Origin of the sequence: Desulfosarcina widdelii (genome assembly GCF_009688965.1) — a bacterium.
In the GTDB taxonomy this organism is placed as follows: Bacteria; Desulfobacterota; Desulfobacteria; order Desulfobacterales; family Desulfosarcinaceae; genus Desulfosarcina; species Desulfosarcina widdelii.
In genome coordinates this window covers 490,399-505,197 of the sequence record NZ_AP021875.1, presented here as the reverse complement: position 1 = coordinate 505,197, position 14,799 = coordinate 490,399, and the positions used below count along the sequence as shown (strand labels likewise).

12 protein-coding genes are annotated in these 14,799 nt (G+C 47.4%); 1 reads left to right on the top strand and 11 read right to left on the bottom strand.

The features are described from left to right. Positions 1-76 precede the first annotated feature (76 nt). A complete protein-coding gene (locus tag GN111_RS02375) occupies positions 77-784 on the top strand; it encodes a TetR/AcrR family transcriptional regulator (RefSeq protein WP_231715653.1) in 708 nt (235 codons plus the stop codon). 143 nt (positions 785-927) lie between these two features. Here the strand turns inward: GN111_RS02375 and GN111_RS02370 are convergent, their stop codons facing one another. From GN111_RS02370 to GN111_RS02320, 11 genes are all read right to left on the bottom strand, one after another. Next, on the bottom strand, positions 928-4,005 hold the full coding sequence (locus GN111_RS02370) for an efflux RND transporter permease subunit (protein ID WP_155302212.1): 3,078 nt from the start codon (positions 4,003-4,005) through the stop codon (positions 928-930). A gap of 10 nt (positions 4,006-4,015) precedes the next feature. Next, complete coding sequence (locus tag GN111_RS02365; RefSeq protein ID WP_170302087.1) at positions 4,016-5,137, bottom strand: efflux RND transporter periplasmic adaptor subunit; 1,122 nt, start codon at positions 5,135-5,137, stop codon at positions 4,016-4,018. 68 nt (positions 5,138-5,205) lie between these two features. After that, complete coding sequence (locus GN111_RS02360) at positions 5,206-6,747, bottom strand: efflux transporter outer membrane subunit (RefSeq protein WP_170302086.1); 1,542 nt, start codon at positions 6,745-6,747, stop codon at positions 5,206-5,208. 172 nt (positions 6,748-6,919) lie between these two features. Beyond that, on the bottom strand, positions 6,920-8,128 hold the full coding sequence (locus GN111_RS02355) for an HD-GYP domain-containing protein (protein WP_170302085.1): 1,209 nt from the start codon (positions 8,126-8,128) through the stop codon (positions 6,920-6,922). A 117-nt stretch (positions 8,129-8,245) separates the two neighbouring features. Continuing rightward, entirely contained in the window at positions 8,246-9,769 is a 1,524-nt protein-coding gene (locus GN111_RS02350; RefSeq protein WP_155302208.1) for a glycogen/starch synthase, read from the bottom strand. A 29-nt stretch (positions 9,770-9,798) separates the two neighbouring features. Next, positions 9,799-10,197: a hypothetical protein gene (locus GN111_RS02345; RefSeq protein WP_155302207.1), complete on the bottom strand. Its 399-nt coding sequence runs from the start codon at positions 10,195-10,197 to the stop codon at positions 9,799-9,801. Between the two features lie 39 nt (positions 10,198-10,236). Beyond that, positions 10,237-11,376, bottom strand: a complete 1,140-nt coding sequence (locus GN111_RS02340; RefSeq protein ID WP_170302084.1) for a phospholipase A — start codon at positions 11,374-11,376, stop codon at positions 10,237-10,239. A 202-nt stretch (positions 11,377-11,578) separates the two neighbouring features. Beyond that, positions 11,579-12,070 (bottom strand): MarR family winged helix-turn-helix transcriptional regulator, encoded by a 492-nt coding sequence (locus GN111_RS02335; RefSeq protein ID WP_155302205.1) that lies wholly within the window; start codon positions 12,068-12,070, stop codon positions 11,579-11,581. 9 nt (positions 12,071-12,079) lie between these two features. Next, on the bottom strand, positions 12,080-12,859 hold the full coding sequence (locus GN111_RS02330; RefSeq protein ID WP_155302204.1) for an enoyl-CoA hydratase/isomerase family protein: 780 nt from the start codon (positions 12,857-12,859) through the stop codon (positions 12,080-12,082). After that, entirely contained in the window at positions 12,852-13,568 is a 717-nt protein-coding gene (locus tag GN111_RS02325) for a TetR/AcrR family transcriptional regulator (RefSeq protein WP_170302083.1), read from the bottom strand. The genes GN111_RS02330 and GN111_RS02325 overlap by 8 nt, the downstream gene beginning before the upstream one ends. 267 nt (positions 13,569-13,835) lie before the next feature. Next, positions 13,836-14,789, bottom strand: coding sequence for a universal stress protein (locus tag GN111_RS02320; RefSeq protein WP_155302202.1), 954 nt, complete (start codon positions 14,787-14,789; stop codon positions 13,836-13,838). Positions 14,790-14,799 lie beyond the last annotated feature (10 nt).

Sequence of the window (14,799 nt, the reverse complement as noted above, 5' to 3'; positions counted from 1 at the left end):
TTTAAACTAATATACAAGCTAATTTTTGGCCGTGTCGTGACATTGCAGGTAAGGGTTTGATTTAATGGCAATAAAAATGAGAAAAGACGGGAAGGAGACCCGTGCGCAAATCCTTGAGGCAGCGGGAGCACTCATTGCCGAAAAAGGATTTGCCCACACCACCAACAAATCCATTGCGGAGAAAGCCGGTGTAGACTTGGCCTCAATCAACTACCATTTTGGAGGAAGAGAGGGATTATATCAGGCGGTGCTTGCGGAAGGACACAAGTCTTTCATCGATATTGACGAGCTCGCCCAACTGGCCGAAAGCATCCGGGAACCGCGGGAAAAGCTGGGCCAATTCCTGAAGCGGCTCATCGAAAATCTGATAAGCGTACAGGGGTGGCAGTCCAGAATTTTTTTCCAGGAATTTTTATCCCCTTCCAGCCGGACGGCAGAAGCAATACAAAAAGTTGTTATGCCAAAGGCATCATATCTTGTTAAAATTCTGCATCAAATTACCGGGATTCCTGAAACGGATCCGGTGATGAAGCATTGTCTGATAAGCATTATGGCTCCCGGCTTCATCCTGCTGTTTACAGGCGACGGAGGGATAAGCCCGATAAGATTGCAAAAAGACCGGGAAAGCAGGCTCCGCTTTATTGAGCATCACATCAAATTTTCCCTGGCCGGTCTCGATGCTGTTCGTGACGAGTATCACAGGAACAGGAGAATGGAAAAGAGGACGCCGAGGCCGTCGGTGAAAAGCTCGTCCGCAAACCCAGGTCCGGTTATCATCGTCTGAAGATCGATGTAGAAAAGGTACCCAAGTGCGGTCGCGGCCTGTCCGCTGCTGGTAAACCCAGAAAGGTTGATGTGGTTTAAAAGAAACGGACACTCTAAAACTCCGCCTTAACACAAGCATAAATCCACCATTCTGAGCTGCAACTACCCCGTTCTATACACTTTGATCCGAAATAAAAAGGTATAGAGTACCGGCACTACCATCATGGTCAGAATCGTGCCGAAGGCGAGTCCAAACATGATAGTGACAGCCATTGATACCCAAAACACATCTTGCAGAAGAGGCGCCATGCCGAATACGGTCGTTGCGGCGGCGTTGAGCACCGGCCTGAGACGGGCGACGGCGGCCTCCATCACCGCCGGATATGGTTTCATTCCGCCCTTTAGATTGATGTCTACCTGATCCAGCAGGACAACTGCGTTTTTGATCATCATTCCGGATAAACTCATGGCTCCTAAAATGGCCATGAAGCCGAACGGTTGGCCTGTGAGCAGCATTCCGGATGTGATACCGATGAAAGCGAAAGGAATGGTCAGAGTGATTATAATCGGCGGCCGGAATGCATTGAACAGCATAACGATAACAAGTGCCATCGTGACCGTGGCCGGCACAACCCCGGGCAGCAGGCCGTTGGCGGCACGCTTGGAACTGTCGTATTCCCCGTCCCACTCCAGTTTGTAGCCAGGCGGCAATTCGATTTTATTGAAATCGGCTAGGACGCTGTCGCGTAAGGTTGGCAAGGTGACTCCCTTGGGAGAGCATTGTACCGTAATTGCCCGACGGCGGTCCCATCGCCAGATAATCGGGTCTTCCCAGGCCACATGCACGTCTTTGGTCACCTGGGCCAGAGGCACACTTTCGGTGGAAAGGCTCGGTGTCACCTGTAACTGTCCCAGATGATCCGCCACGGCGCGGCGCTCGTCCTCCCGGTACCTTAATACCAGCGGAATCAAATCGTCTCCTTCCCGGAACTGGCCCACGACAAGCCCGTCAAAGGCCCGCTTGGTCGTATCCGCCAAATCCTGGCGGGAAACGCCGGTCCATCTTCCTTTTTTCTGATCATATACGGGGACAATCTTCTTGACCACGTGACGCCAATTGGTGCGGACCTCTTTGGCATAAGGACTTGCTTCCAGGATGGCCATCCCCTTTTGGGCCAGGGAACGAAGAATAGCCGGGTCGGCCTCTGCCGGACCGCTGAAACGGGCCTCGAACTTCCAGTCGTCCGACGGTCCCACACCATATCGTCGCACCCGGGTAAGAGTATGAGGATAGTTTTCTTCCAGCCAGGGCTCTATGTCCTTCATCACATCCCCTACCCCTTTCAGGGTTTTTATGTTGACAATGATCTGAGCGTAGGAAGAATAGGGTTGCTCTGGGCTGACCGGCAAATAGAAGCGCGGCGGACCTTCCCCGATGAAGGAACTGATGTTTTTAACCTGGGGAAGTTTCAGCAGTCGGCTTTCGACGCCCTTCAGGTCAGTCGATGTTTTTTGGATGGTGGTCCCCTCCGGTTCCCAAAAGTCGATCATGACTTGCTGCCTGGACGAGTCGGGAAAAAACATGATCGGCACTTGGCCGAAGCCGCCAATGGAGGCAATAAAAAGGAGCACCATTCCTCCCAAAAAGAGCACCCGGAAACGGATTGCCTTGTACAAAATGGCTCGGAACAGATGATTAAAACGCCCCCCGTAGACATCTGCGCCTGCATTTGTCTTCTTGGGGTCGGGCAGCAGGGCCATACACATAAGAGGGGTGATCGTCTGGGATAAGAGCCAACTCAGCAACAGGGAAATGCCTATAACGCTGAACAGTCCGCCGGCATATTCACCGGCAGATGTTTTTGAAAAAAAGATAGGGAAAAAGGCCATGCAGGCCGCCACGGTGGCCCCCAAAAGAGCCCAGGCCGGAATCGAAGCGGACTCTATGGCCGCGCGAGAGCGCTCCATGCTCTGCTCGCGGCGCACAACGAACCCATCCACAACCACAATGGCATTGTCCACCATCATTCCCATGGCCACTATCAGGGCGCCGAGGGAAATCCGGTGCAGGTTGATTTCCACCGTCCACATGACGATAAAAGTCCCCAAAATGGCCAGGACCAATCCGCTGGCACCGACAATCAGACCCGCGCGCCAGCCCATGCTGATCGTCAGTACCAGAAGAACGATCAACACCGACTCGCCAAGGTTGATCAAAAAGCCATGAATGGACTCCTCCACCCTGTCGGTCTGCCAGGCGAACTTGGTCACCTCGATCCCGGCAGGCAACTTGGCGGAAATTTCTTTCAGGCTGCTGTCAATTGTTTGACCCACCTCGACCACATTGGTGCCGTCAACCGGGGCAAGGGCCAGCATCAGTGCCGGCCTGCCGTTGAACCGCATCATGTTGCGGGGTGGGTCGGCATAACCGGACCTGACGGTGGCGATGTCTCCCAAGCGAATCAGCTCGTCTTTTCCCTGCGGATTCAGCCGCCCTGGACTGAAGACGATATTGCGGATGTCATCCGGCGCCTGGAAGGCGCCGGTGGGGGCGATTCGCAGGCGGTTCGACCCGATATCCAGGTTGCCGGCATCCACCACCTTGTTTTGTAGCTGCAAGGTTTGCAAAAGGTCCTCTTTGGTTATGCCCAGTTGCGTTAGTTGTGATTCGGCGGCCTCAAGATATATCCGCTTCTCCCGCACACCCCACAAATCCACCCGCGCCACGCCGTTGACCAGTTTTAATTCCTTGCGCAGGTTTTTTGCGCACCTTTCAAGTTCCGCGGCAGAGAAACCCTCTCCGGAAATGGCAAGCAGAAAACCAAACACGTACCCGAAATCGTCCTTAATCTGGGGCATAGCCGCCCCCGGCGGTAGCGTGGCCTCCACATCGCGAATTTTTTTGCGCATCACATCCCAGATCTGGGGGAGACGATAAAACCAGTATTTCTCTTTGATGTCGACTTTTATGATGGCAAGGCCGGGCCTTGAAATAGAAGATATGTTGTCGATTTCTTCCATTTCCTGGAGCTTGGTTTCAATGCGGTCAACCACCTCCATCTCCACTTCTCCGGCCGAGGCGCCGGGATAGGCCACCGAGATTACCGCCGTCTTTATCGTGAATTCGGGATCCTCCAGCCAGCCCATGTTGAGATAGCTCATGATTCCGCCAAGCAACAGCAGCGCGGCAACAAAAAAGGCAATGGGCTTTCTCTTTATTGCGATCTCAGGAAGAGTCATGTTCGCTCCTTCAATTTGTCGCGAATTTTGTAGACTGCAGCATTCGAACGGATTGGCCCTCGCCAAGGGAGTTGACCCCGGCAGCGACGATCCATTCTCCGGAGGCCAAGCCTTCAAGAACCGTCACCCCGTTCCGGGTGAGAACCCCGAGCTTCACTTGGCGCCGCTTTATAGTTCGACTCTCAGGGTTGATAACCCATACAGAATCACTTTCTCCCGAACCTTTAAAGATCGCGGACAAAGGAATCTCGATCGCAGGGTCAAGTTCTTTGGAAATAGCTTCACTAACGAAACGAGCGCGTCCGGCCATCCCCGGATAGATTTTAATATCGCCGGACTGCGCCATCACCAGGGTGACCGGGTAGGTGCGGGTTGTTTTGGATGCTTCCCTGCCGATTTCCTTTATGCGGGCGGAAAAGTCCCTGGCGGGATAGATATCGAATTGGATCAGCACCTTTTCCACCCGGGGAATTCGGAAGATATAATCCTCCGGAATGTCCACGGTAAATTCAATGTCGGCGATGTCGACCAGGCGGACTACCGGAACTTTTGCCTGGACATCTTCATAGTTCTCGACAAAGGTCTTTACCACTATTCCGGTGAAGGGAGCCCGCAGCATGGTGTAACTCAAGGCGTCTTCGGCGGCGGTGACCGAGGCCTCGAGTGATTGCATCCCGGCTTTGATTTGATGATAATTTTCACGGTGTTGATCGAGCATGGATTCGCTCACCGCCCCCCGATCCTGCTGCCATGTCCTTTGCACGCGGTCGTATTCCATTTTTGCCAGCTTCAACGCCGCCATGGCCCGCGTCAATTGCCCTTTGGCATTGTCAAGCCGCACTTCGAAATCGCGAGGATCGATACGGGCCAGCAAATCTCCTTTTCGCACTTCATCCCCGACCTTTACAGGAAACCGGATCAATGGTCCGGATACCCGAAACGAAAGATTGGCTTCCTGCGCCGCTGACGCTTTTCCCGGAAAGCTTTTCTCGACGAAGTTGGAGGCGCTTGCAACCTGAATCGCCTTGACCAGAGAGACCTCGGGCTTTTCGATGGTTCGCTCCTCACCGCAACTTCCAAAAAACAGAACGGAAAGCAGGATGGCTAAGATAATTTTTTTTTGCGTTTTCATAAATAGGCACTCCCTGATTTTCTGCCCGAACTTTCGTGACCGAATACACCTTTCGGATTTACCATGAGCTAATCCAACATGTCTCCCCAGTCGGTGCGTTGGCGCATCTCCTTTTTTATCTTTTTGGAAACAAAGCCTTTTTCTTGTCGGATTTCCCATCCCCCACCAAGTGCTTTGTATAGAGAAATCAGGTTCAAGGCGACCAAAGATGAAGCCGACGTCTGTTGGTCCTGTTGCCGGGTTAAAAAGCTTTGAGCGCTCAGCACCCGCTGGTAGTCCACCAAGCCCTCACGGTACTGAAGGAGTGAGATATCGACTGCTCGCTTTGAAGCCTGGACGCTGCTTTTCAGAAAGGCGTTTTCGTCTTGAGATCGGAGAAAACCCACAATTGCATCTTCCACTTCGCGGGCGGCATTCAGCACAGTGTTTTGGTATTGAACGATTAACTGTTGAAATCTGGCATCTTGTACCCGCACTCTGTTTCCGAGCCGGCCGTAATTGAAAATATCCCAACAAATTGAGGGGCCGGCAAAAAGTTGTAAGCTGTCCGAACTGAACAGGTCACTAAAATTGCTGCCATCAATCCCGCCGGCCTTGGTGAATGAAGCCTTACTTGCGCGAAGCCCGATGGAACCGATCAAGGTAAAATGAGGATATAGATCGGCCCTGGCGACCCCGATCAAACCACACTGGGCCGTAGCCAGCATCTCCGCCCTGCGAATATCAGGGCGGCGGCGCAGCAATTCGGCCGGAACGCCCACGACGATCTGGGGAGGCGCCATGGGAATCACCCTTGAATCAACGAGCTCTTCCGGCAGCTCACCGGGAGGCAGGCCCAACAAAACACTGAGCGCATTCATGGCTTCCTGAAGGTTTTTTCCGAAACGAGGCACAAGCGCCTGGGTGTTTTTGAGTAAAGCCATGGCCTGTTGCACGTCAAGTTCAGTTACCATGCCGCCTTTGAACCGTCTCTGAGCGATTTCAAGAGATCGCTGTTGAATTTCGGTATTCTCCCGGGCCAAAGCGATACGTTTCTCAAGCGTGCGGATCAGGATATAAGTTCGCGCCACTTCCGCCACAAGGGCGACCATCGCATTATCATAGTCGGCAATAGAAGCGTGGAGACTGGCGTCGGCGGCCTCGACAGCACGCCGATAGCGCCCCCAGAAATCCAGTTCCCAGGCCGCGTCGAACCCGACATCATAGTCGAAATAGTTTGTGTCTATCTGCATGGTGTTTGCTGCATTTTTACTGGACGTTACACGGGAGGCGCCGGCTTGCAACCGCTGTTGCTGGGGGTATAACGAACCGGTGGTAAATCCCAATTCAGCCCTTGCCTCAAAAATGCGGAGACCGGCAATCTGTAATGTCAGATTTTGGTTTAAAGCTTTTTCGACCAGGGAGTTCAATACTGAGTCATTGAATACCGTCCACCAAATTGTGATATCTTCTCTACACGTTGTTCTTCCCGGCAACTTCGAGGTATCCGCCTCTTGCCAGCGTTCAGGTAAATTTACTTCCGGCTTTTTGAAGTCCGGTCCGACCGCAACGCAACCGCCCAGCATCATGCACATGCCGAGAAGGCAAGTAGCTGTGTTAAGCAATTTCATGCGAACCGCCTGTGTATTCATTACATTTCTGATTCCGATATGGGCATTTTAATCTGGCCCAAAGCCAACATTCGTGAAAGCAGGGGCCATTTGATTAAATAACTTTTGTATCAACCTGTTCTTGCCCAATATTTCAACGAACTATTTGTAATGAGAATGAAAGAAAAAATAACTATACTTCAAAATAATTGGATAATTTTCCTATTAAATGCATTTCCAGTTCGTTTTTCTCCATAGTGATTATAGTGTTGTATTCTAATTCTGAAATTTCTAAAAAGCTGGATAATACCAGCGGATCAAATCCTTGGGAATTCTGTTTTAGGGTTTTAATCGCATCGTTGTATGATATCGCGTGTTTGTATGGACGTTCAGAAATTAATGCATCAAATACGTCAGCCACTGCGAAAACTCTGGCTATGATGGGTATCTGTTGCCCGGCTATCCCGAGGGGATAGCCACTGCCATCATATCTCTCATGGTGAAAACGGATTACGTCTATCGAATCCTGCAGCCATGGAATGTCGTTGACGATCCGGACTCCCTGTTCCACATGGGTTTTCATAATCGTGAACTCGTCATTCGAAAGGCTTGATGGTTTCAGTAAAATATTGTCCCGAATACCGATTTTCCCTATATCGTGAAGAAATGCGCCTTTGACCAATGACTGTATAGATTGAGAGGACAGATGCAACTGTTCCGCCAGACACAAACTAAAGTAGGTGACCCGATAGTTGTGTTCCCCGGTCTCACTGTCCCGATTGGCAATGGCATTTCCGAGAGCTTTAATAGTGTATAGATGGCTTTCCAAGAGTTCTCGACTGTTTCGACGAAGTTTTCGATACGACGCATGAATCAACGGAAACAAAACCAATGCCATCATTGAAATCGTCCCGGACGTATGCAGTATTGCGATGATTAATGCCCTGCCAAACTGATGAACAATTCTTGGGCCGACCGTAACAATCATATCTATATAGCCAAGCAATTTCTGGCTTTCATAGATAGGTTTGAAAACATGGAAATAAACTTTATCCTCTATTTTAAAAAAAGAAAGCTCTTCATTATCTCCGGCGGGAAAGAAATTTAGTTTATTCTTTCTATCCTTGTGTATGCCAATGTCCTTGGAAGGATTTGCGTATTGAAAAATGGCTTGTTTCTCGACGTTATAAACATTTAAACTAACAAAACTGTAATCTAATAACTGATGTTCGGATATAACAATAAAATTTTTAAATACTGTTGATTCAATATTATTAAAAGAGACTTTCCGTTCCGGAATTAGACTATGACTTACTTTCTCTAACTGAATAAATAACTCGTTTTTTATCTGCCGGACTTGATATAAATAGACAACCCACCCCCAGAACAAGGATAACAGCACACCGCTGGTTATTATCCGTACGATGAAGTTTGAAACCAGGTTTTTCCAAAACCTGGCTTTTATAGACCTCTTCGATTCGTTCGACCTTTGTCTATTAAATAAACTCATATTGATAGCTTAAGCATTCCACGTTTTTGGAGAGCAATTAAGCGTCTTCATATACAAATCGATAATCTGCCGAACAGAATCTTCAAACACAAACCTCTGCATTGCGCTCTTCATGATCCTTTGTATCTGTAATATCCGCAGATCATCGGATAGTTTGTAAAAAGCCATCGCCTGATCAATCGCCCATAAAAACCCGTTTGCATTGAAATGTTTAAACAAAAAGCCTGTTCCATTGTTGGCCTTCACATCCAGGTGTTGAACACAATCATGTATAGCGCCGGCATCATAGGCAATGGATAAGGTCCCATAAAGCTGTCCGATCATGCAAGGAAGCGCGCAAGGGGTAAAATATGAAGGCATGAGCAGGAAATCGGCACCACCATATGCCAAACGATATAGATAAACATCGAAATTACTCACGGCGACGCAGTCAGTGGCCTGCAGTTGAGCAACTACTGCACGCAGATGATCATGAAAATCTCCTCCGGCGATGAAAACAATTTGAAGGCACTGTTTTCGGTAACGCTCTAAAATCATGCTTAAGGTTTCAGCAATCAATCTACATTCAGGCTGCTTCCCATCCAACCTGGAAGGCCAGAAAAAGACGGGAACGGTTGAATCCATGTTCAGGTTAAGAATTTCCTGAAGATGTAACTTGTTGAATGCCTTTTTTGTGGCATGGGTACTTGGTCCGTAGGGTTGAAACAGTGCCCGGTCAGTAGTCGGATTGAAGGATGTATTTGGTGCCGGAGCCAGTGCGCTAAGTTTACCTTCCCGGAGCCTTTGCTTTAACACGGATTTCAAGATCGGTGAGGCGTGCAAACCACCATCTTCGACCAGCGCATCCTGATACGTTTGGCTTAGTGTGTTGACTTGACTGGCAGAGAATATACCGCTGGCCAACAAATCTAAAAAATTGGTATCTTTGGATTCCGCATAATTGTCAGGCATACGAGAAAAGAAACAATACTCCCAAAACGATTTTATATTCAATCCTTGGTCTTCTATGGTTGATAGAAGCACTTTCGCAGATTCAGTATGGTACAAAGTAAACAGGCAGGGAATACCATTACGGCGAGCCACTGCTGGGATCAATCCCGTCGTCCAGTCATAACAGTGAATCAGATCAGGTTGGACCCTTGGAATAATATGCTTGATTACCTCCCGCTGAAAGGCCAAGGCAACGCGAACACTGTCCCAGTCGTCGTTAATGAATAATCTAGAATGGTAATGGAATGACCGGTCCTGAGCGAGATGAACATTACTTTCGGGGAGTTGATGCTGACGATGGTAAATGTCGAGGTCAGGCTGATTATAGGAGACAAACTCATCGTCATAGATGTATTTGGGTATGGCCAGGTGTACATCGACACCACGTTCGAATAGGGCGTGGACACAGGCTATACAGATGTTCCCCAAGCCACACGCTCGATCTGAGATAAAATGCGGCAATAGTCCGTTTTCGTTATGAACGAAGCCTACTTCCGGAGTGACTACAAGAATTCTGGGGTGCTGTTTATATGTTGTCAACATCGTTTGCTTTCATATCGATGGCAGACATTTCACTCGTCAAGGTATCTTAGGCCGATACCATACTTTCTTTCATTTTGCTTAGGTAGTTCCCGCAGCCATTTTACTTCGGCCAGACAGAGAAATTTTGGCAGTTTTTCGTTTGGTATTGAAGCCGGTATGGGAGGGTAGGAGATAATTTGCACGATAAGAATGGTCCCGGGCTTGAATTCATAGGATGTTTCGATATAGGATCCGTTGCAGGAAAAATTGCGCATGATGCCATCCCTTGTACGCAAAAAAACCTTGCTGGTATAAGGCCTACAAGTGACGGCCAATTCTGTTGAGATGCGCAGGGAGTCGCGTTCAATCCGGATGCCCTTTGTCCTATCATCCCCGACATCACCATGGGATCGATCAAGGTCGTACAAAGGTATTTTTTCTCTGGCCATACGCCTCACCTCCCGAAATTTAGGTTACCTTAATGTGCCTTATCTCACGATAGAGAACCCCATCCTTAATGCGTCATGACGTTCGTTATAATGAAGCAGTGTTTCCGCGTAGCCACTGAAGTACTGGACATGCAGGTATAAGTTCAAGCTTTTGGTAAATAGTTTCGTCATTGGATAGGAAAGGTCTACTTGTACAGTTGGCCCTTTTTGAGCCCACCATAGATGAGAATTCAATGCCAAACCTTGGGTGTCGACTATTCCTACCTCCAAGTCAAAATAGCCGCGGTAGTCCATGATGTCGTCATTCGAACTTTCCGAGTTGTTGACATATGTGTGTACCCTTGGGGCAAACTTGAGATAAAATGGGCCTGCCAGGTGAACGGCCATGATGGGTTTGATGTAAAGATAGTTGGTGCTGCGAGATTCGTCCCCACCCTTTCCGTTAGACTCGTGCTGAAAGCCGGTCTGTATACCAAACGAGGTGACAGAATCTATATTCAAGTCGATCTTTGGCAGTAGGTAAAAGAGTTCCGGCATGTAACTGGTGTCGTCAAACGGTTTCGAATCGTTTTCCAGATCCCAGATTGAACGTTGGGTATATCCCAGATAAAACCCGGATACCTCGGGTATTTTTTCCGCCAGGTATCCTTCGGGATTAAACAGCCTGTATTTGAAGCTGAGTTGAAACTTGCTTTGTTCCAATCCTGGCTCCACGCCAAGCAGGAAATACATTGGGTCGTGAACAGACAGGTCTTCAAGAAAAGATTGGGCCAAAATTTGCCCTTGGTCGATGGGTACTTGTTGGCCAACCCAAGCATCAGGAGGCGATTGTTTAACCTCGATGAGGAGCGGATTCGTATCTACCGTTTTCAATTCGATCCTCACCAATTCTCTGGCGAAAACAGGAATGCTCAAGGAATATTGCAATTTGATAAAACCCCGAGCTGGAATCTGCAATCGCCGCATTGCTTCTTTACCCAATTGATTTGCATTGACCGAAACGGTTTCCTGTTTGGAACTGATAGTGAACGTCAACGGGCTTGGTAATTCGGTTATAAAAGTCGCATCCGTATTGTTATGCAAGTAAATGTCTATGATTATGGCTTCACCCCCATGGATGATACCTTGATCTGTTGAGAGCACAATCTCCATATCGGATGCCCCGGCAAAGGTGGCCATCAGTACCGTAAGGATTGTTACTGTGTTTCGAATATGTGTCTTCATTGTTTTATTTTTCAGCTACTTTTAGCGCTCATTTTTATCCATACATTCAACACTATAGTATCGTGACGTTCAGTTTCTGCATGTGTAAAAAATTAAATGAAAAATCCGCTGTAACACATCTTTAAATTAATTTTCTACCCATCGTCGGACGATATCTTCACGTTTGAGAGCCCGTATTCTGAACTAAATCTTGAAGGCAGGCTTGTTCGATAGCATTTAAAACCGTGCACCATTTTCTTGTGTTTTCCGGCCCGATGATTTCTATCAAATGAAGAATCTCCTGGCGCACGACTTTTTGAATATCAACTATCTTGCTATTTGTTTCAGAGGGCACACTTATCATCATTTTTCGGCGATCTTGATCACTGCGCTGTCGATGCAGCCAGCCATTGTTAACCATGCGATCAACCATAACCGATATTGATGGGGGTGATACGGCCATGATCCTTGCCAGTTCGGTGATATTCATTGGACCATGCGTGGTTACCATATACAGCAATTGAAGCTGAGTCGGAGATAGAATTTCGGTCGCGCTTTTTGGTTTTGAATTACTAAGTTTTCGGGAAATGCTGCCCCAAAACAAGTTTTGACTTTTTTGTCCGATATTGCAGATAAGCTCGGCCTGTTCAATAGGATTAAGGCGTTTCATTGTATCCTCCTATAAATCCACAACATCCTTGTACAATTTGCAGGAGTTAAGTCCTTGGCGGAGCATTTCATTTTCAAACTTCAGAAAACAGGCCAATTCTTTCATGTCATAATTTAGAAGCTTTTTAACACCGATGGCATATCCGGTGGGCAGCTGCGCATATGACCGGGCGGTCTTTAGGGCAGCTTGGTCAAGTTCGCCCAAAGGCACCACATTATCGACAATGCCCAAATGATGAGCCTCGCTTGCCGCGATGTCTTTTCCCGAGTAAAAAATTTGGGAAGCCTTGACTGCGCCCAGCATTTTGGACAAAAAAAAGACGCTCCCACCTTTGGGTACCGCGCCGAGTTCGATGTACGGATTAAGAAACGCCGTGTTGTCGGCTACGATCCTGAAATCGCAGGATAGACCGATGCTCATGAACAAAAAGATCACATTTCCACTGTCGACGTGAATAACCATTTTGTTGAGGCCGACAAGCTTGAGTACCATCTGGTTCACTGCATTGTTCATTCTCTCTATGGATGCCTGAGTAAAACCCGGCTCGATCAGACTCTTATAATAGTCTATATATTCCTCGCGAGTCATTTTGCCCGGTGACTCTTTGATCAGAACAACCTTGATTTCATCACAGCAGGCGATACTATCCAGATAGTGAAACAGCAATTTTTTTATATCTAGATCCGTTATATGTAAAAGCGGTTTTTGTTTAAATGACATGGCCAGAATATCACCATTTTTTTCTCCTTTAAAAAGTTCATTGTTAACGTTAAATGTTGAATCATTCATTATTTTCTCCCATTGTATTCAATCGGCCTAATATCGGGTCGCCATAATCGGGCATCATCTCATTTTTCCCTTGGCAAGGCGCCTTCATGCCGCATGTCACAAAGGATAACAATTGATTTACTACGAATTCCATGCTTTCCATAGGAGGAGAAATATCAGGTGTCGGTAATTGGAAGCCACAAAGGTGCATTGCGTGGGATAGCGAACCGATTGCAAAATGAATTCTCCATAATAGAATCCTTTCCGGTAGGTCTGGAAGAACATCTCTCATCAGTTCGAGACACAATTGAAAATTATCTTTAACATGGCGAGCAAAAATGTTTCGAATGGTGTCGTCAGGATTGTAGAAGCCACGGCTCGCAATTAACAAGAAGTAAGCACTATTTTGAATTGTACCATTCCCGGTCAAAGCCGGCTCGATGAACGCTCGCAGGACATCTTCAATATCGGGTTGGCAGCATTCTTGGATGGTTGTTTTTCTTATTTTTCGCAACTCTTCCAGACACCGTTGGCTGATCAACGGGAGGCGACGTTCGATAATCTGCTCGATCAAAACACGCTTTGATCCAAAGTGATAATTGACAGCGGCTATATTTACCTTTGCTTCGCTTGTCAATTGAGTAATCGTGGTACGATGAAAACCATTGAGCGCGAAAAGGCGTTCTGCTGTTTCCAGGATGCGTTCTCTGCTCTTTTTTGAACGGTTCAAATAAATATACCTTCCTAATTTTCTGCCTATTAAACTATTTGTCCAGCTGAGTTTAAACTGTCACCCGTTCGCACGCACGATTTTCCCACTGACCAGAATGAAGTTTTAATTTAAAAAACCCTATCCTCTTTTGGGCATTTTTATGGCTCCCTCTTTTTAAAAATAGTTGAGGAGTAAAAGCGGACACCATGTGATCGGCACATGAGTCGATCTGGTTATGCGTTTTTTGGAAGATTTCACGAAAGATCCATAACCCACGGCATATTATCAGACAACCCAGACCGTATATTTGTCTCCGCCATAAACAACCTTATGACCGACTCTGCCCATAAAGAAGGCCTCAACTTTCGAAAGACCTCTCCGTCCGACCACGATAGTGCTATAACCGCCTTCTTCGGCTTCTTTAATGATTGCCAAAGCTCGGCTATGTACGCCGGTAACAATTTTTTCGGATATTTTTTCTGATTCAAACCCGGATGATAGAAGCGTTTCTTTCGTAGTGTGGAATAGTTGAGCTGTTTTCAATTTAAAGGCTTCAATACAATTGTCGGACATTTGAGCTTCGGAAACCTTCGGTGCATTGGCATTAGAAACATTAAAGTTTATCGATGTCAAACCTGATATTGCATGAAATATACAAGTCCCATATCCATGACCGCCCAACAACGAGGCAATAAATTCGACCGCTTTCCTCGAAGATGGCGACGCATCTACAGCTAACAATATCTCCTTATTGGTGGGAACCTGGCCCACGATTAGAATTGGAATAAATGTTATCGATTGCAGCAATTTAACAGCAATGCTACCTAAAATGATGCTTCTCAGCGCACCTAAGCCCCGCCTTCTCATTATAAGGGCGCTATAACCTTTTTTTGCTTCATCTATTATGTCCCGAGCAATCCCTTTTTCCTTGAGATGAAACTTGATTTCAACTGACTGTTTTGGGATCCCACCTTTTATCAAGACTTCTTTCGCCCGTTCCAGATACCACCAGATTCCAGATTCTTGTTCCGCTTCCCGATTTTTCAGTTCAATGACCGCATCAATACAAGCTGGGTTTTGCTCTAATTCGCAAAACTCCTCGGGTTTGGCATCGAAAACGTGAAACAGCACGATCCGCGTATTCTCATCAATGGGCATAAAATCCTTGACATAGTTAACCGTTTGGATGGATCGCTCCGAACCATCAACCAGCACCAGTAATTTTTTTGGGATTGTCACTATTTATCCT

Bases quoted from the DNA above. Each gene is read 5' to 3' on its own strand.
- GN111_RS02375 (WP_231715653.1), top strand. From the start codon at position 77: ATGAGAAAAGACGGGAAGGAGACCCGTGCGCAAATCCTTGAGGCAGCG.
- GN111_RS02370 (WP_155302212.1), bottom strand. From the start codon at position 4,005: ATGACTCTTCCTGAGATCGCAATAAAGAGAAAGCCCATTGCCTTTTTT.
- GN111_RS02365 (WP_170302087.1), bottom strand. From the start codon at position 5,137: ATGAAAACGCAAAAAAAAATTATCTTAGCCATCCTGCTTTCCGTTCTG.
- GN111_RS02360 (WP_170302086.1), bottom strand. From the start codon at position 6,747: ATGAAATTGCTTAACACAGCTACTTGCCTTCTCGGCATGTGCATGATG.
- GN111_RS02350 (WP_155302208.1), bottom strand. From the start codon at position 9,769: ATGTTGACAACATATAAACAGCACCCCAGAATTCTTGTAGTCACTCCG.
- GN111_RS02345 (WP_155302207.1), bottom strand. From the start codon at position 10,197: ATGGCCAGAGAAAAAATACCTTTGTACGACCTTGATCGATCCCATGGT.
- GN111_RS02340 (WP_170302084.1), bottom strand. From the start codon at position 11,376: ATGGCCACCTTTGCCGGGGCATCCGATATGGAGATTGTGCTCTCAACA.
- GN111_RS02335 (WP_155302205.1), bottom strand. From the start codon at position 12,070: ATGAAACGCCTTAATCCTATTGAACAGGCCGAGCTTATCTGCAATATC.
- GN111_RS02330 (WP_155302204.1), bottom strand. From the start codon at position 12,859: ATGAATGATTCAACATTTAACGTTAACAATGAACTTTTTAAAGGAGAA.